General features: G+C 40.4%; 19 protein-coding genes and 1 pseudogene. 19 read left to right on the forward strand and 1 reads right to left on the reverse strand.

Annotated elements, in window-relative coordinates; genetic code table 11:
- The first annotated feature begins 15 nt into the window (after positions 1 to 15).
- From SJ2017_RS06235 to SJ2017_RS06265, 7 genes and pseudogenes are all read left to right on the forward strand, one after another.
- The gene (locus SJ2017_RS06235; RefSeq protein WP_080915206.1) at positions 16 to 819 is read left to right on the forward strand and encodes a sulfite exporter TauE/SafE family protein; all 804 of its coding nucleotides are present in this window, start codon (positions 16 to 18) and stop codon (positions 817 to 819) included.
- Between the two features lie 84 nt (positions 820 to 903).
- A complete protein-coding gene (locus SJ2017_RS06240; protein ID WP_055025587.1) occupies positions 904 to 1,755 on the forward strand; it encodes a thymidylate synthase in 852 nt (283 codons plus the stop codon).
- 676 nt (positions 1,756 to 2,431) lie between these two features.
- Positions 2,432 to 3,609, forward strand: a pseudogene (gene nhaA / locus SJ2017_RS06245) (Na+/H+ antiporter NhaA).
- A gap of 14 nt (positions 3,610 to 3,623) precedes the next feature.
- Positions 3,624 to 4,013, forward strand: coding sequence for a hypothetical protein (locus SJ2017_RS06250; protein ID WP_055025589.1), 390 nt, complete (start codon positions 3,624 to 3,626; stop codon positions 4,011 to 4,013).
- Positions 4,014 to 4,040: 27 nt separating this feature from the next.
- Positions 4,041 to 4,973, forward strand: a complete 933-nt coding sequence (gene nhaR / locus SJ2017_RS06255; protein ID WP_055025590.1) for a transcriptional activator NhaR — start codon at positions 4,041 to 4,043, stop codon at positions 4,971 to 4,973.
- A 31-nt stretch (positions 4,974 to 5,004) separates the two neighbouring features.
- Positions 5,005 to 5,253, forward strand: a complete 249-nt coding sequence (locus tag SJ2017_RS06260; RefSeq protein ID WP_119968899.1) for an FAD assembly factor SdhE — start codon at positions 5,005 to 5,007, stop codon at positions 5,251 to 5,253.
- Between the two features lie 75 nt (positions 5,254 to 5,328).
- The gene (locus SJ2017_RS06265) at positions 5,329 to 5,757 is read left to right on the forward strand and encodes a protein YgfX (RefSeq protein WP_080915207.1); all 429 of its coding nucleotides are present in this window, start codon (positions 5,329 to 5,331) and stop codon (positions 5,755 to 5,757) included.
- A 90-nt stretch (positions 5,758 to 5,847) separates the two neighbouring features.
- On the opposite strand, the gene nadB is transcribed toward SJ2017_RS06265, so the two are convergent.
- Positions 5,848 to 7,461, reverse strand: coding sequence for an L-aspartate oxidase (gene nadB / locus SJ2017_RS06270; protein WP_080915208.1), 1,614 nt, complete (start codon positions 7,459 to 7,461; stop codon positions 5,848 to 5,850).
- 225 nt (positions 7,462 to 7,686) lie between these two features.
- On the opposite strand from nadB, the gene rpoE reads away from it, so the two are divergent.
- The 12 genes from rpoE to SJ2017_RS06330 all read left to right on the forward strand — a co-directional run bounded on the left by rpoE (position 7,687) and on the right by SJ2017_RS06330 (position 17,957).
- Positions 7,687 to 8,265 carry an RNA polymerase sigma factor RpoE gene (gene rpoE / locus SJ2017_RS06275; RefSeq protein WP_055025593.1) on the forward strand — a complete coding sequence of 193 codons (579 nt, stop codon included), beginning with the start codon at positions 7,687 to 7,689 and terminating at the stop codon, positions 8,263 to 8,265.
- Positions 8,266 to 8,290: 25 nt separating this feature from the next.
- The gene (locus tag SJ2017_RS06280) at positions 8,291 to 8,905 is read left to right on the forward strand and encodes a sigma-E factor negative regulatory protein (RefSeq protein ID WP_080915209.1); all 615 of its coding nucleotides are present in this window, start codon (positions 8,291 to 8,293) and stop codon (positions 8,903 to 8,905) included.
- A gap of 12 nt (positions 8,906 to 8,917) precedes the next feature.
- Positions 8,918 to 9,862, forward strand: coding sequence for a MucB/RseB C-terminal domain-containing protein (locus SJ2017_RS06285; protein WP_080915210.1), 945 nt, complete (start codon positions 8,918 to 8,920; stop codon positions 9,860 to 9,862).
- 119 nt (positions 9,863 to 9,981) lie between these two features.
- Positions 9,982 to 10,449 (forward strand): SoxR reducing system RseC family protein, encoded by a 468-nt coding sequence (locus tag SJ2017_RS06290; RefSeq protein ID WP_055025656.1) that lies wholly within the window; start codon positions 9,982 to 9,984, stop codon positions 10,447 to 10,449.
- Positions 10,450 to 10,589: 140 nt separating this feature from the next.
- Positions 10,590 to 12,380 carry a translation elongation factor 4 gene (gene lepA / locus SJ2017_RS06295; protein WP_055025596.1) on the forward strand — a complete coding sequence of 597 codons (1,791 nt, stop codon included), beginning with the start codon at positions 10,590 to 10,592 and terminating at the stop codon, positions 12,378 to 12,380.
- Between the two features lie 294 nt (positions 12,381 to 12,674).
- Positions 12,675 to 13,589 carry a signal peptidase I gene (gene lepB / locus SJ2017_RS06300; protein WP_065109037.1) on the forward strand — a complete coding sequence of 305 codons (915 nt, stop codon included), beginning with the start codon at positions 12,675 to 12,677 and terminating at the stop codon, positions 13,587 to 13,589.
- Positions 13,589 to 14,269, forward strand: a complete 681-nt coding sequence (gene rnc, locus SJ2017_RS06305) for a ribonuclease III (protein WP_055025598.1) — start codon at positions 13,589 to 13,591, stop codon at positions 14,267 to 14,269. The genes lepB and rnc overlap by 1 nt, the downstream gene beginning before the upstream one ends.
- Entirely contained in the window at positions 14,266 to 15,270 is a 1,005-nt protein-coding gene (gene era, locus SJ2017_RS06310; protein WP_055025599.1) for a GTPase Era, read from the forward strand. The genes rnc and era overlap by 4 nt, the downstream gene beginning before the upstream one ends.
- A 44-nt stretch (positions 15,271 to 15,314) precedes the next feature.
- Positions 15,315 to 16,022 carry a DNA repair protein RecO gene (gene recO / locus SJ2017_RS06315; RefSeq protein ID WP_080915211.1) on the forward strand — a complete coding sequence of 236 codons (708 nt, stop codon included), beginning with the start codon at positions 15,315 to 15,317 and terminating at the stop codon, positions 16,020 to 16,022.
- 91 nt (positions 16,023 to 16,113) lie between these two features.
- Positions 16,114 to 16,851: a pyridoxine 5'-phosphate synthase gene (gene pdxJ, locus SJ2017_RS06320; RefSeq protein WP_080915212.1), complete on the forward strand. Its 738-nt coding sequence runs from the start codon at positions 16,114 to 16,116 to the stop codon at positions 16,849 to 16,851.
- Positions 16,851 to 17,231, forward strand: coding sequence for a holo-ACP synthase (gene acpS, locus SJ2017_RS06325; protein ID WP_055025602.1), 381 nt, complete (start codon positions 16,851 to 16,853; stop codon positions 17,229 to 17,231). The genes pdxJ and acpS overlap by 1 nt, the downstream gene beginning before the upstream one ends.
- Positions 17,232 to 17,414: 183 nt before the next feature.
- A complete protein-coding gene (locus SJ2017_RS06330; RefSeq protein ID WP_080915213.1) occupies positions 17,415 to 17,957 on the forward strand; it encodes an Mpo1 family 2-hydroxy fatty acid dioxygenase in 543 nt (180 codons plus the stop codon).
- The last annotated feature ends 49 nt before the right edge of the window (positions 17,958 to 18,006 follow it).

Below are 18,006 nucleotides of genomic sequence, written 5' to 3' on the forward strand. Positions count from 1 at the left end.
GGATAAGGTTTTACTGTGGACAATCTTTTACTGATTTTTTCAATCTGCTTGTTACTGGGCTCATTTGTCGGTTTCATGGCTGGCTTATTAGGTATCGGCGGAGGCTTAATCATTGTCCCAGCTCTTTTATATCTTCTTCCTTGGGTTGGTGTTGAGTCATCTCAGTTAACCCATGTTGCTATTGCAACCTCATTAGCCTCTATTATTTTAACTTCTTTTTCGTCTGCGTTAGCTCATCACAAACGTGGAAATGTTCCATGGAATCTATTTAAACCCATGTTGCCGGGTATCATGTTAGGGGCATTAGCGTCTGGGTTTATTTCAGAAAAAATTCCATCTGCTGATTTACAAACCGCATTTTCGATATTTGTGATACTTATGGCCATACAAATGGCGTTCCCATTCAAGCCCAAAGCAAATGAGCAAATGCCTGCATTTACCGTGTTATTTTTGGTTTCCTCGATTATTGCTATCGTTGCTGGATTAATGGGTATTGGTGGTGGGGTACTGTTTGTGCCATTTTTGAGCTATTGCGGCATTCAAATGCGCAGTGCTGTAGGGTTTTCTTCGGTAACGGGTTGTCTTATTGCACTAGCTGGTACCACTGGATACATCATTGCAGGCTTAAATGCACCTGACTTACCCCAAGGTACCATTGGCTTTATATACTTACCCGCTTTGTTTGGGATCGTTATCAGCTCAATGTTAGTCGCACCATTAGGGGTAAAAATGGCAAGCGTATGGCCGACTGCTGTGCTTAAAAAGATATTTGCACTGTTATTAATGGTTATTGGATTAAAAATGGCGATAACCGCATAAAATTCTTGTTATCATCTACCCAATAATCGGAGACTGTCTCTTCAGGTAACCGAAACTTATCGAGCTTTTATATAGGAATGTACAATGCGTCAGTATTTAGATTTATGTCAGAACATCGTAGACAATGGTCATTGGATAGAGAATGAACGCACTGGAAAACGTTGTTTAACCATCATTAATGCTGATTTAGAGTACGATGTTAAAAATAACCAATTCCCAATTATTACCACTCGTAAAAGCTTTTATAAAGCTGCGATTGCTGAGCTTATTGGCTATATTCGAGGTTATGATAATGCTGCAGATTTTAGGGCTTTGGGCACTAAAACTTGGGATATGAACGCGAATGATAATGCTAGCTGGCTTGCTAATCCACATCGTAAAGGAGAAGACGATATGGGGCGGGTATATGGCGTTCAAGGTCGACGTTGGCAGAAAACCTCAGGTGGTACTGTCGATCAGTTAGCCAAGATTGTTGATAACTTGTCCAAAGGAGTTGATGACCGTGGTGAGATTATTACATTTTATAATCCAGGTGAGTTTGATATGGGTTGTTTACGACCATGTATGCATACACATACCTTCTCATTACTAGGTGATACTTTGCACCTAACGAGTTATCAACGTTCATGTGATGTGCCATTAGGTCTTAACTTTAATCAGATTCAAGTGTTTACCTTTTTAGCATTAATGGCACAAATTACCGGTAATAAGGCGGGTACCGCATACCATAAAATCATTAATGCACATATTTACGAAGACCAGTTAGATCTAATGAAGAATGAGCAGCTAACTCGCGAACCATTTCCTTCACCACAATTAAAAATTAACCCAGACATTAAGAGCCTTAAGGATTTAGAAACTTGGGTGACAATGGATGATTTTGAAGTTGTGGGTTATCAGCATCATGAAGCGATTAAGTATCCTTTTTCGGTCTAATGCTGATCAGATAAGCTAACTCATTGTATTAACGGTTTTTCACTTATGATAAACCGTTAAAATCATTTGGTTATTGTAAATTACACTGTAATGACAGCTAAACTCCCTCAAATTCACTTCATAAACTACTACACTGATTCGTGTTAACTCACTTCATTTTTTGTCTGAGATTGCATCTGGAAGCCTAAAAAACAAGCTAAACTAGTTGTATCCTACTTGGTTAGCATTTTTTGCGCTTTTGACACTGTATTTCACTTCTGTTTAAAACTCACAGTGAATTCCTATACTGATTTCATATTAATAGTTATTCAATGGGAAGCAGTCATATTAGCTTAAGTCTGTTTGGCTGATTATGTTAATAAATAGCCTTTTATTCTTGCTGGATTTTTTCGATAGTTTTTTATTAATAATTCATCAGCTAAAACAGTGTAATGTATGTTATTTCGTCAGTTGAGCAATTTATTGTGAATAAATAAATATGCGCCTAAACTTGAATAATGCGCATATTCCGAGTTAAACGTCGATCTGCTTCGCGTTTAGCGGATGTTGTGTGATTAATCTCACTGCGTTTTGATACATACCTCGAAAATACCGAGGTATTAATGCGAAACTAACGATTATGATTGTTTGAAAAATTCCGATAGACTCGAATTAATTGTTTTTTTTGGAGTGAATTATGGAACGTGCAATTAAGAATTTCTTAAGTCAAGAATCTGCAGGGGGTATCATTTTAATGATCTCTGTAGCACTGGCTATGTTAATGGCAAACTCGCCATTAGCTGGTTTATACAGTGGATTCCTTGATACAGAAGTCCAAGTGCGTATAGGTTCATTAGATATTGATAAGCCATTATTATTATGGATTAACGATGGTTTGATGGCACTTTTCTTCTTATTGATTGGTTTAGAAGTAAAGCGTGAATTATTAGAAGGTGCACTATCTAGTGTTGCTAAAGCTTCATTACCAACTTTTGCTGCTGTTGGTGGCATGGTATTTCCAGCTTTATTTTATCTAGCATTTAACTACTCAGATCCTGTTACTCAGGTTGGTTGGGCTATTCCAGCTGCAACAGATATCGCCTTTGCATTAGGTATTATGGCCTTACTTGGTAGCCGTGTGCCTGTTGCTCTTAAAGTCTTTTTATTAGCCTTAGCTATTATGGATGACTTAGGTGTTATTGTAATTATTGCATTGTTCTACAGTGCTGATTTATCAATGACAAGTTTAATTGTTGCTGCTATTTCTATCACATTAATGGTGGCGCTAAATCGTAAAGGTGTTAGCTCGTTAATCCCTTATGGTTTGTTAGGCGTTATCCTTTGGGTAGCTGTACTTAAGTCTGGTGTACACGCGACATTGGCTGGTGTCATTATCGCATTCTGTATTCCGCTGCGAGCTAAAGATGGCTCATCTCCTTCAGAGCATTTAGAGCATAGTTTCACCCATGGAGCACATTCTTTATTTTACCTGTGTTCGCGTTCGCTAATGCTGGTCTATCGCTATCGGGAATGAGTATCACTTCATTAGCAGAGCCTGTGACTATCGGTATTATTTTAGGTCTGCTACTTGGTAAGCCTGTAGGTGTATTACTGTTTAGCTTTGTTGCAGTAAAATTAAAATTAGCTGAGCTACCTCCTGGGATTAGCTGGAATCAAATTATTCCTGTTTCAATTATGTGTGGTATTGGTTTCACTATGTCAGTGTTTATTTCATCACTTGCATTCGAATCAGCTCCAGCACAATTAGGTGACTTTGCTCGCTTAGGTATTCTAATGGGATCTATGCTAGCTGCGGTTATCGGTTATGTATGGCTTGATAAAGTACTTCCTAAAGCTAAAGCTGAAGCAAAGTAGTATCGGAGCAAAAAATGAAAACAAAACTGTTGATGTTAGCCTTAGCAATGGGTGCGATTACCGCACCCGCTCAAGCAACCTCGTTTAATGTTTGCCAAGCAAACGTTGAGTCAAGCGAATGTAAAAGTTATTTAGACGGCGTTGTAGATGGTGCGTTGATGTATCACACTGATGCATCAAGTAGCCGCCTTGAAGCTGATAGTGGATATGAGTCTCGTGCACTTAAATATCGAGCTGGTAAACGTTATCAAGAGGCTAATCGCAGTTATTGTGCAGACAGAAAACCGCATAAAGATGAAATCGTTTTAGCTATTCAGGAACAAACCGCCGCTAAAAACGTTAACAACTTAAATGAGTTATCGATATTAATTGATAGCTTGTTGGACTGTCAGCGATTAAAATAAACCAACGCTCTTAGCTGGTTTATTTACATGCAACATTTAAATTATAACCATCTATATTATTTTTGGATGGTTAGAAAGAAAGGTTCGGTGGCTAAGGCCGCCGAAGCTTTGTGTCTCGCACCTCAGACCATAACAGGTCAAATCCGCTCATTAGAAGATCGTCTCAACGGCAGTCTTTTTAAACGAGTCGGCCGCTCGCTAGAACCCACTGAACTTGGTGAATTGGTATTTCGCTATGCAGACAAAATGTATAGCTTAAGTTATGAGATGCTGGATTTACTGGCTTACCAAAAAGACGAATCAATTCTATTTGAAGTTGGCTTTGCTGCTGCTCTATCAAAAGCACTTGCGAGTCGTGTCTTACTGACTGTTATTCCAAATGATGGTTCAATGCACCTAAGTTGTTATGAATCGACCCATGAAAATCTCATTCAACGCTTACGAGAACACAAGTTGGATATGATTTTATCTGACTCGGCTGGTGAATCTTTAAAATATCCTGAGATTTTATCTAAGAAACTAGGGCAGTGCGGCATCAGCTTTTTTGCGGCATCTAAACCATCTTTAGACTTCCCTGCATGTTTAGAGCAAGAAAAGTTACTTATTCCAGGTAAAAGAACATCGCTAGGTCAGCAGTTACATCGATGGTTTGCTGAAAAAAACCTTGATGTCAGTATTCTTGGTGAATTCGATGATGCTGCGATGATGAAAGCATTTGGTTTATTTCAGCGAGGAATTTTTGTCGCTCCATCTATTTATCGACATGATATACTGTCCCAAGGCATGGTTTTGATTGGTGAAACTGAAGATATACATGAAGAATATCATGTGATGTTTGCTGAGCGAATGATTCAGCATCCGGCAGTTCAGCGTCTTTTAGACACTGACTTTACTGATTTATTTGCAGGTGTCGATCCCCAAATACAAGATGTTGAATACAGAAGTTCGCATCAAAGATAAAGTATCCGCAGAAGATGTTAGGAGAATAGCGTTGGAATTAATGAATATTGCTAGAGTTCGTTGGGCTTGTCGTCGTGGGATGTTAGAGTTAGATGTCTTGTTTCAACCTTTTGTTGATTCACAATATGAAACACTTTCCGATACCGATAAACAAACCTTCATAGACTTACTAGCATGTGAAGATCCGGAATTATTTGCATGGTTTATGGGCCACGAAGTTTGCCCCGACCCAGCGCTAAGAGAAATGGTCAATACTGTCCGTGGTCGTCCTCAACCTTAAACATTCTATCCATTTATTCGCCATGAGACTCCCAGATAGCCTGATTAATTTCGGGCTTAATTTCAGGAGTATTGTATGCCGTTCACGTTAACAACCTCATTCAGCCAAGTGCTTTCTCATCTTGTGCTTATCGCTATTTGTTTGACGAGTTTTATTCTTTGGCCGGATATCCATCATTGGGCTTATCAGCTTGTATTTGCAGTAACGCTGACAATAGCATTGATTTTTTTCATTCAGCATTTGTTTACTTTACGCCAATTTCACACTCAATTTGTGTTACTAGAACAAGGTGTGGGGAAGCTAAATCATCAATATGAATTTATTCAATGGCGAGCGCCAATAGTGACTGTTTTTGCATCCGTAATATTTATTGAGTTCGAAATAACGGCGGCTAAAAAGCTTAAAAAGACCAGGCAGTTAGTGATTGTTTGGTCTGATATGTTGAGTGATAAAGAGTACAGAAGTTTGTGTAGAGAGTTAGTGAAACTGCAGTCTATGCTTTGACATTAAATGGGCTAGCAGTTTGCTTTAGCTGTTTGCTATAGAACGCTGGCTTATTTTAACAGAGAAACAAGCCAGCATTACGAGCTTCGATTATCGCTCTGGTTGTAAAATTGTCGGCTGAGGATTATCTAATTGCTCTGGGTAATCAGCATTATAGTGCAGACCACGGCTTTCTTTTCGCTCCATGGCGCAGCGAATAATTAATTCAGCAACTTGAACTAAATTACGTAACTCTAGTAAGTTATTACTCACTCTAAAGTTACTGTAATACTCTTGAATTTCTTGTTGTAGCATGGCGCAACGTCGTAATGCTCGTTCTAGCCTTTTATCGGTACGAACAATACCGACGTAATCCCACATGAATAATCTTAACTCATGCCAGTTATGGGCGATAACCACTTCTTCATCTGAATTACTGACTTGGCTTTCATCCCAATGGGGTACGGGACCTGGGGCTGGAATTTTACTGAGTAAACTTTCAATATCTTGTGCAGCAGCACGGGCAAAAACTAAACATTCTAATAACGAATTACTCGCAAGGCGATTCGCGCCATGCAGTCCAGTGTAGGCCACTTCACCAATGGCATATAAACCATTGATGTCTGTCTGACCGTGTAAGTCAGTCATTACACCACCACAGGTATAATGCGCCGCTGGTACCACAGGAATAGGATCCTTTGTTATATCGATGCCAAATTCTAAACATCGTTTATGTATGGTAGGAAAATGCTTGATGACAAAGTCGGCAGGCTTATGGCTGATATCAAGGTACAAGCAATCGGCACCTAATCGCTTCATTTCATAATCTATCGCACGGGCAACAATATCGCGGGGTGCAAGTTCGGCGCGTTCGTCAAACTCAGGCATGAAGCGTGTGCCATCGGGACGTTTTAAGTAAGCACCTTCGCCACGTAAAGCTTCAGTAAGCAGATAGTTGCGAGCATCAGCATGATATAAGCAAGTTGGGTGGAATTGATTAAACTCCATATTCGCTACACGGCACCCAGCACGCCAAGCCATGGCAATACCATCACCACTGGCAATATCGGGATTTGAGGTATATTGATAAACTTTCGAGCTTCCACCTGTGGCAATCGCGACAAACTTGGCTGTGACAGTTTCAACGTGCTCAGCATCTCGATTCCATACATATGCGCCAACAACACGATTTCCAGGGCGATTAAGCTTTCTCGTCGTAATTAAATCAATGGCGTTATAACGCTCTAGTACCTTGATGTTCGAATGCGCTAATGCCTGATCTTGAAGTGTCGTTTGGACCGCTTTACCCGTTGCATCAGCAGAGTGAAGAATACGTCGATGACTATGACCACCTTCTCGAGTTAGATGATAAGGTGCTGAACTTTGGTCGCCATCACTGGTTTCTTCTTTATCAAAAGCAACGCCGCATTGAATTAGCCATTTCATCGACTCTTTGGCATTCTCAGCGGTATAAGTCACCACATCTTTGTCACAAAGCCCTGCACCAGCGATAAGGGTGTCGCTCACATGTGACTCAATCGTATCTGATTCATCAAATACAGAGGCGATTCCGCCTTGTGCATAATAGGTTGAGCCTTCAGCTAGAGGTCCTTTCGAAAGGAGAATAACTTGTGACTTTTCAGCTAGATGGAGTGCAAGCGTGAGTCCTGCTGCACCACTACCTATAACCAAAATATCAGATTGGTGTTCAACTGCTTGTTTCATAAGGTATCATGGGTGACTTAATATGGTTCTATAATGGTAAATCAAAACCGCTTTATTGGGTACTGAGACATTACTATTAAGCGAGATTTAGCCATTTTTTATAAAAAAATTAAATTTTTTTCATTCAATATCGAACTTTTTCAAAGCATGCGAGTCTACTTTAATGTGAATATGATTCGAGCGACTGAGAAATCAGTATTATAGATTTAGGAGTAGTCGGCTCGGATGAGTGGACAAATAAGTGATCAACAGTTAGTTGAGCGTGTACAACGTGGCGATAAAAACGCATTTAATCTGTTAGTACAGAAATACCAAAATAAAGTAATGAGCTTGATCTCACGCTATATCAGAAATCAAGCAGACATCAGTGATGTGGCACAAGAAGCCTTTATTAAAGCTTACCGTGCATTACCTAATTTTCGTGGTGAAAGTGCTTTTTACACATGGTTGTATCGCATTGCAGTAAACACTGCAAAAAACCATTTGGTTTCTCAAGGCAGAAAAACACCGGCTAACAGTGTTGATGCAGAAGAAGCTGAATACTATGAAGGCAGCGATGCATTAAAAGAATTTGCATCACCAGAACGTCTCGTTTTGTCTGATGAAATTAATAAGGTGATTTTTGAAACCTTAGAAACGTTGCCAGAAGAATTGAAGATAGCAATTTCTTTACGTGAACTTGATGGTATGAGTTACGAAGATATTGCCAACATCATGGATTGTCCTGTTGGTACAGTAAGATCACGTATCTTCCGTGCTAGGGAATCAATCGATAAGAAACTCCAGCCTTTGCTGGAACAGTAATAGTCTTTATTGACACAGGTGAAAAATGCTTAAATCAGGTCAAGAATGGGTTTCACCAGCAGTTGATGGCGAAGTTGATGCTAAAACATTAGCAGAGTTATCAGCAGACGAAAGCTCACATAAGCAATGGCAAAACTATCACATGATTGGTGATGCTATGCGCGGAGAGTTACCGCAGACAATTGATTTAGATCTAACAGCAAGCATTGCTGCTGCTATCGAACTCGAACCTGCGATAATTGCACCGCAAACTGATACCGTTTCTCAGCATGATGAAAAAGTCACAGAAGTAGAAACCAAGAAGGACAATGTTGTTCCTTTCTTCAAGCAATTTGGCCAGTATGCGATTGCGGCTACGGTTGCTATGGTTGCTATTGTTGGCGTTCAAAATTACGGTCAAGATCAAAATGCTGATTCGCCACTACCAGTACTGAATACTCGTCCATTGATTGGTACAGCTTCTCCAGTTAGCTTGCAAACAGGTGCAGTACAGAGTCAATCGGCTGTAAACAATGATAATGTTGTAGAGCAACGTCGCAGAATAAATTCATATATTCAGGACCACATGCTACAACAAAGGTTGAATTCAGGTGTTGTTGTACAGCACAATAACGATACTGATAACAACATTAATAATTAATCTGGAGTTAGCTTGCGTCTAATCCTGTTAGTACTTGCTGCAATGGTATTCCCTGTTGCAGCAGAAGGTATCCCCGAAGAAGAAATGTCTGCGAAAGCTTGGCTTGAAAGTATGAGCCAAGCACTTCAAACCAAACAATACAAATCTTCCATTATCCAGTTACAAGCGGATCATATCCGTCCTCTCGTTTATCTACACGGAACGGTTAACGACAAAGAAGTCGCCTTTTTAGAATATTTGAATGGTCCTCCTAAAAATGCTGTGCGAGTAGCTGATACCGTGACGTTTATCGAACACGATCAACCTGCATACAGTATCAATGCCCCCCGCATTCAAGGGATTTGGCCAACGATTTTTGCGACAGATGTAGCATCACTTGAGCGTGGCTACCAATTTGTGCTCGGAGGTCGCAGCCGCATTGCTGGGCGTCCAGGTCAAATGATTAGAATCATGCCTGTTGATGAGCATAGGTTCATGTCTCAGATATGGATTGATATGGAAACCCGTCTGCCACTTCGTTATGACATGATCAATCAAGATAAACAATTGATTGAGCAAATGATGGTGATTGAACTATTAGAACTTAATGAACCCGCCAGTATTTTAATTGAAGCTGAACGTCAGGGCTTGCCGCCAGTGATGAATCCTGCTGAGCGTATTGCTGGCCAAAATTGGCAATTTAGCTGGTTGCCCGCAGGTTTCCATATGGTGGTTAAGGATCATCACCGTTTGTTAGGTAGCGACGAGTCGGTTGAATATATCGCATTGACAGACGGCTTGGTTAATATCTCTGTGTATGTTGCCAGAATGGGGGACGGCCCTATGCCTGATGAGTTGATTACACGTAATGGCTTAACCATGGTGGTTGAGCAAGTCGGTAATGTTGAAGTTGTTGCTGTCGGTAAAGTGCCTTCTGATACCTTAAACCGTATCGCTAAAAGTCTTATCTTAAAATAAGTCAGATTATGGCCAATCAATCTACGCCACCAAAAACTACCCCAAATGACAATGCGTCAACGCAGCTTGAATCAAACGAGTTGCTTGATGCAAGTCGTTCTGCATCACTATCACAATCTATGTTAGAAGAAGTGGCGACCGTTATTGCATATGATGAAACGGGGTGGGTAACGGTTGAGATTGAACTTAAAAGTGCCTGTAATCATTGTTCAAATAATGAAAATTGTGGCACTTCGACTGTGGCTAAAGCTTTTTCTATTAAGCGTCAACAGTTTTCCCTTAAGAGTGACAAAGCTTGTGAAGTAGGGGATTTACTCAAACTTGCGCTGCCAGAGAGCGTGATTCTTAAGGCCGCATTATTAGTTTATATTTTCCCTTTAATCGGATTGTTTATCGGTGCGTTAATAGGACTTTGGTTTAGCCATTTACTACTGATTAACCCTGACTACAGCTCGATAGTGATGGGAGCCTTAGGTGGAATAGGCGCGTGGCTTCTTGGTAAGCGACAAGCATCAAAGTTAGAAGCTGAATCCACCCCAGTTATTACGGCTTACTTGGGCCAAGGTGTGAGTTTGCAACGCGGTTAAATGCGCATTCTTATCCGTTATTAGGTGCTTTTTTATATTCATTTCTACAGTGTCATTTATTCTGATTGGTATTAACCCCTTATTCAGGTACAATTTGGCACCATTATTTCCATCATTTTAGTAGTAGTCATTTCAGCCAAATGAAACACATTAGAAACTTCTCAATTATTGCCCATATCGACCATGGCAAATCTACATTGTCTGATCGCCTTATCCAATTTTGTGGTGGTTTATCAGACCGTGAAATGGCCGCTCAGGTTCTCGATTCTATGGATATCGAACGTGAGCGTGGTATTACCATTAAAGCACAGAGTGTTACACTCGACTATAAAGCTGATGATGGCGAAACCTATCAACTGAACTTCATTGACACACCAGGTCACGTTGACTTCTCTTACGAAGTATCACGCTCACTTGCTGCATGTGAAGGTGCATTATTAGTTGTTGACGCTGGCCAAGGTGTCGAAGCCCAAACTCTTGCTAACTGTTATACCGCTTTAGAAATGGACTTAGACGTGGTGCCGATTTTAAATAAAATCGACCTACCTCAAGCTGATCCTGAGCGTGTAGCTGCAGAGATTGAAGACATTGTCGGCATCGACGCTATGGAAGCTGTTCGCTGTTCAGCGAAAACAGGTATTGGTATTAAAGATGTACTCGAAACAATCGTTTCAGACATTCCACCGCCTGAAGGTGACATTGATGCACCGCTTCAAGCGCTTATTATTGACTCTTGGTTCGACAGCTACTTAGGTGTTGTCTCTTTAGTGCGTATTAAACATGGCGTATTGAAGAAAGGCGATAAGTTTAAAGTCATGTCAACCGGTCAGAACTACAATGCTGATCGCGTAGGTATTTTTACACCAAAACAAACTGACACCCCAGAACTTAAAGCGGGCGAAGTGGGTTTTGTCATCTCTGGTATTAAAGAGATTCACGGCGCTCCAGTCGGTGATACCTTGACCCATGCTAAGCACGGTGCAGAAGAGCCGCTTCCTGGTTTTAAAAAGGTTACGCCGCAGGTTTATGCTGGTGTATTCCCAATTTCTACCGATGAGTACGAAAGCTTCCGTGAGGCATTGAATAAATTAAGCTTGAATGATGCGTCATTATTCTTCGAGCCAGAATCATCTTCAGCATTAGGCTTTGGTTTCCGTATTGGTTACCTAGGCTTATTGCACATGGAAATCATTCAAGAACGTCTAGAGCGTGAATACAATCTAGATTTAATCACCACAGCTCCAACAGTAGTTTATGAAGTTGAGATGACACGTGGTGAAATCTTGTATGTGGATAACCCATCAGATTTACCGCCGATCAATAACATTGCTGAAATCCGTGAACCTATCGTAGAAGCAAACATGCTTGTACCAAAAGAGTACTTAGGTAACGTCATCACCTTGTGTATTGAAAAGCGTGGTGTACAGACCAATATGGTTTATCACGGTAATCAAGTATCTGTGACTTATGAACTGCCAATGGCTGAAGTGGTTATGGACTTCTTCGATCGCCTTAAGTCTACCAGTCGTGGTTATGCATCACTTGAGTATAACTTCATCCGCTTTGAGCCTGCTGACATGGTACGTTTAGATATCATGATTAATGGCGACCGCGTAGATGCGTTAGCTATGGTTATTCACCGTTCTAATATTCGCCATCGTGGTTTAGCGCTTGTGGATAAGATGAAAGAGCTTATTCCAAGACAAATGTTTGATATTGCGATTCAAGCCGCTGTTGGTAGCCAAATTATTGCCCGTTCTAACGTCAAAGCAATGCGTAAAGACGTAACTGCTAAGTGTTACGGCGGCGATGTTTCACGTAAGAAGAAACTCTTACAGAAACAAAAAGATGGTAAGAAACGTATGAAGCAAGTCGGTAACGTCGAAGTGCCTCAAGAAGCGTTCTTAGCCGTGTTAAAGTTGAATGACTAAGCTCTTAATTTGTCGGTGAAAACTGATTTAACATTAAGAGTGATAACAACGCCGCTGCTTGCGGCGTTGCTATTAAAAAATCATTAAAAACGTGAGTTAAAAAATGATTATTAACCGGCATTAATAATCGTTTTTATCGTTTGATGAGCAAAAGTTAATTTTCCATATGAAGTGATTTTATATACTTTGTAACATTACTCAGAGTGAACCTAACAGCACGACATAGGATAATCACTTTTTATTAGTGTCATACACTGAACTATATACAGTGTTAAGGCAGGAGCTTAAACCCTAATGGCAGCCCATTTTTCTCTTATATTAGTTATTGTAACCTTAGTCAGCGGTCTAATTTGGCTTGTTGACGTAATAGCCTTCGCCCCTAAACGACGTGAAAAGTTAGCACTGGCTGAAGCGCAAACGCCTGATTTATCAGACGAAGCAAAAGAAAATATCACACGTGAATCAGTGGTCGTTGAATTTGCTCATTCTATCTTCCCTGTGATTGCCTTTGTATTGATCCTTCGCTCATTCATTTATGAACCATTTCAAATTCCTTCAGGCTCTATGAAACCGACACTGCTTGTTGGTGATTTTATTTTGGTTGAAAAATTCAGTTATGGTTTGCGAGATCCTGTTTGGCGCAGCAAATTAGTTGAAACAGGCGAACCAGAACGCGGTGATGTGTTTGTATTCAAATACCCTAAACAACCAGAAATCGACTATATTAAAAGAGTTATCGGTTTACCGGGCGACAGAGTTGTTTATCAAAATAAACAGTTTCTGATTCAACCTAAATGTGAAGATAAGTCAGCGTGTCCTGGTGCTAAAGCGATTAAGTTAAGCAGTGTTAATCGTGGTGAGTTTACTCAAGAAGGAATTCCTTTATCTCGTTACACTGAGCAATTAGGCGACGTTGAACATGATATTTTAATTAATCCTTCGCGCCCTGACTTTAGTAATCACTTCTTTGAACAGCCTGGTACAGCAGTAGGCGAATTTATTGTCCCTGAAGGACAATATTTTGCCATTGGTGATAACCGTGACAACAGTACAGATAGCCGTTTTTGGGGCTTTGTTCCTGAAGCCAATTTAGTCGGTAAAGCGGTTGCGATTTGGATAAGCTTTGAGTTTGAACGTCCTGCTAGTAGTTGGTTACCAACTTGGGTGCCAACAGGTGTTCGTTTTGACAGAGTAGGTGCGATTAAGTAATGGAACCAATTAAAAATTTACCCCGTTTATGTCGCACATTAGGTTATGAGTTCAAGAATATAGATTTACTGACTCATGCTTTAACTCATCGTAGCGCATCATCAAAGCATAATGAGCGTTTGGAGTTCCTAGGTGATTCGATTTTATCTATTGTGATATCTGATGCTTTATATCACCAGTTTCCGAAAGTCACAGAAGGCGACTTAAGCCGTATGCGTTCAACCTTAGTGAAAGGTGAAACGTTAACCGTGATTGCAAAAGAGTTTAAATTAGGTGATTACCTTTATTTAGGGCCTGGTGAGTTAAAAAGCGGTGGTTTTAGACGGGAATCTATTTTAGCCGATGCTGTAGAAGCCATCATAGGTGCGATATACCTGGATGCCGATATCGAAACGTGTCGACGCTTACTACTGACATGGTATAAGCAACGATTAGCTGAGATTAAACCTGGTATAAATCAAAAAGATCCTAAAACCATTTTGCAAGAGTACTTGCAAGGCTATAAAAAGCCATTGCCCGAATATAATGTGGTTGATGTAAAAGGTGATGCGCATAATCAGACGTTCACGGTCGAATGTCGTATTTCTGAATTAGATAAAGTAGTGACGGGTGTCAGTACTTCAAGAAGAAAAGCTGAGCAGCTTGCAGCCGCTCAGGTATTGGAGTTAATTAATAAATGACCAAAAAAACAGACTTGCCAGAAAGCTCGCCAGTAGAGCCAAGCTTAGATGAATTATTGGCAAGGATGAACGGTGCTGCACCTGCTGCAAAAGCCAAATATGAAGTGACTTTTTGTGGCATGGTTGCAATTGTCGGTCGACCAAATGTAGGTAAATCTACACTATTAAACAAGTTGCTTGGGCAGAAGGTCAGTATTACTTCTAAAAAGCCTCAGACAACTCGTCACCGTATTATGGGTATTCATACTGATGAAGAGAAACAAATCATCTTTATTGATACCCCAGGTCTTCATATTGATGAAAAACGGGCTATTAACCGTTTAATGAACCGTGCTGCTGCCAGTTCTCTTGCTGATGTGTCTATGGTTGTATTTGTTGTTGATGGTATGACTTGGACTGAAGATGACGAAATGGTGCTTAATAAGCTGCAACAAGGCAGTGGTAAGCGTAAAACGGTTTTAGCCATTAACAAAGTCGATAATATTAAAGATAAAGAAGCGTTATTTCCTTATCTAGCTGAGCTGTCTGAAAAGTTTACCTTTGATGAGATATTGCCAATATCTGCAACCAAAGGCACCAATGTGCAGCGCATTTTAGATTTAGCGCAAGCCTCGTTACCTGAGGGGCAGTTTTACTTCCCTGAAGACTATGTGACAGATCGCTCTCAGCGTTTTATGGCATCTGAAATTGTTCGTGAAAAACTCATGCGCTTTTTAGGTGACGAGTTACCTTATGATGCAACCGTTGAAATTGAACAATTTAAGATGATGGATAACGGTGTTTATCAAATCAATGCGCTAATCCTTGTGGAACGCACAGGCCAAAAACGCATGGTAATTGGTAATAAAGGTGAGCGAATTCGTACAATTGCCACCCAAGCTCGATTAGACATGGAAACCTTGTTTGATAATAAAGTCTTTCTCGAAATTTGGGTCAAAGTTAAATCGGGTTGGGCTGACGATGAGCGTGCACTTCGCAGTTTAGGCTATGGCGAAGACTAACCAAGTGTCAGTACCAATTTTGTTTAACGCTGTTCATAACTAACATGTTACGCGGATATATACTTCATCATCGACCATACAGAGAATCCAGTGTGATTGTTAATCTGTTAGTCGATGGTGTTGGTCGCATAGATGCACTTGTTCGGGTGGGCAGTGGTAAAAAAAATCTTAAAAGTATCATTCAACCTTTTCAGCCACTGATATTTCAATTCAATTCAAAATCTGATACTTCAGATTCAAGCCTTAAATTTATAACCCAAATAGAGCCTGCTGCCCCTGCATTACCGTTAACTTCTTCCAGCTTGTATTCTGCGATGTATCTTAATGAGTTGTTAGTAAGGGTACTTGATTCTGGACAACATGCAGAAGGTCTATTTATTCATTATCACCGTTGCATTATGTCGCTTGCGAGCGAATTTAGCTCCGAGCATCTGCGATATTTTGAAATGGAATTATTAGCTGAACTAGGGGCGTTACCTTCATTAGATTATGATACTCAAGGTGAAAAAATTGAACCAGTGATGAGTTACCGTATTATCGCTGATGAAGGTTTTTTACCTGTTGCTCAGCAAGCGAGCACGCATATTACCCACAGTAAGCAACTGTTATCAGGCGAAATGCTGATTAACCTTAAAGCTAAGACATTGACGCCTGAAAACTTGGTACAAGCAAAAGGGCTAATGAGATTACTTTTGTCACCGTTATTGGGGACAAAGCCATTACTAAGTAGAAAACTATTTATTAAAAAATAAGCTAAGTGAATTTATAGAAGTCATTTAAGCTAGGTGAATGAGGTTAATAACCCATTTACGCTAAATATTATTGTGATTAAGGAGCGCTACCGTGAGTGGAATTTTATTAGGAATTAACATCGACCATATTGCTACTCTACGACAAGCGCGTGGTACAGATTATCCGGATCCTGTACATGCAGCAGCAGTCGCAGAACATGCAGGTGCAGATGGTATTACTATTCACTTAAGAGAAGACCGTCGCCACATTGTTGACCGAGATGTATATCTTTTAGCAAAGACGCTAAAAACCAGAATGAATTTTGAATTTGCTGTGACTGAAGAAATGATTTCTATCGCCTGTGATGTTAAACCTGCTTATGCGTGTTTAGTTCCAGAAAAGCGTGAAGAATTAACGACTGAAGGTGGTTTAGATGTTGCGGGGCAGATGGATAAAATCACTGATGCAGTGACGCGTTTAGCAGCCCATGGGATTAAGGTGTCTTTATTTATTGATGCTGATAAAGCGCAAATCGATGCAGCTGTGGCCTCTGGTGCTCCATATATTGAAATTCATACCGGTTGCTATGCTGATGCTAAAACTGATGAAGAACAAACATTGGAGTTAGCTCGTATCACTGAAATGGCTAAGTATGCGCATAGCAAGGGCTTAGTTGTGAATGCGGGACACGGTTTGCATTATCACAATGTCAAAGCGATTGCTGCTATTCCTGAACTGTATGAGCTGAATATTGGTCATGCAGTGATTGCTAGAGCTGCAATTGATGGCTTAGCTGTCGCAGTTAAAGATATGAAGAAACTGATGCTAGAAGGTCGCAGAGGCGAGTAATGGCAATCAAGGGACTTGGCACAGATATTGTTGAAATCAATCGCATTGAACAGCAGTATGCCCGTTTGGGAGATAAGCTGGCAAAGCGAGTTCTCACACCGGTAGAGTTACAAGTGTATATAGCCTCAAGTGCGCCTCATCGTTTTCTTGCAAAGCGATTTGCAGCAAAAGAAGCGGCAGCAAAAGCATTAGGTACAGGTATTGGCCGAGGTGTATCGTTTCAACATATTCATATCAGTAATAACGATAGTGGTGCACCGCAAGTGAGCTTTACCGACGGGGCGCTTGCACGAATGCATGAACTCGGCGCCACAAGCGGGCATCTGACAATTGCTGATGAGCAGCACTACGCAGTTGCTACCGTGGTTATTGAGTCCTAACGAGTTGTATCGTCAACAACTCATTTTAGTTTTTATAAAAGCGCTTCGGCGCTTTTTTTATTTGTGCTGAAAATTAAATATCTAGTCTAAAGGTATTGATTGAAAAACCTAGAGCTTGAGCTCCACTGCTAACTTGAGGTAAGTTAACAAGGTGTTACATAATAATGATAATAAGGACTCAAGATGAAATCGGCCGTAGAACAGCTCGCAACCTATAAAAGTGTGCATTTAAACCCGAAAAATATTCGAACCCACTTTGTCGGTGTACCGTTAATTATTTGGTCAGTCTTTTTGTTGCTTAATCTTATTCCTGTTAATTTTGTCTTATTCGCTGAAGAAGGGATTAAGCTGAACGTAGCTACTCTATTCGCCATAGGCACTTTAGTTTACTACTTTATATTACACAGAGGGTTAGCCTTAGGTTTGACGATTTTTATTATTCCTGTGTTAATCACATCCTCATTAGTGTCACAAATTAATGGCGCATGGTTGATTGGCGTTGGCGTATTTTTTATTGGTTGGGTAATTCAGTTTATTGGTCATAAATACGAAAAAGCAAAACCTGCTTTTATTGATGATTTGAATCAGTTATTAATAGGTCCGTTTTTTTTAATGGCTGAACTGTACTTTATGCTGGGTATGAATAAAGCACTAGAGCAAGAGATTACGCCGATTGCCCGAGACAAACGTCGCGCACTTGAGGCAAAAAGAAAACAAGCAGCGTAAACGCCGCCGTTCTCCCATAAATAAAGGCGCATTTTGCGCCTTTATTTAT

The organism is Shewanella japonica (assembly GCF_002075795.1).
Taxonomy (GTDB): Bacteria; Pseudomonadota; Gammaproteobacteria; order Enterobacterales; family Shewanellaceae; genus Shewanella; species Shewanella japonica.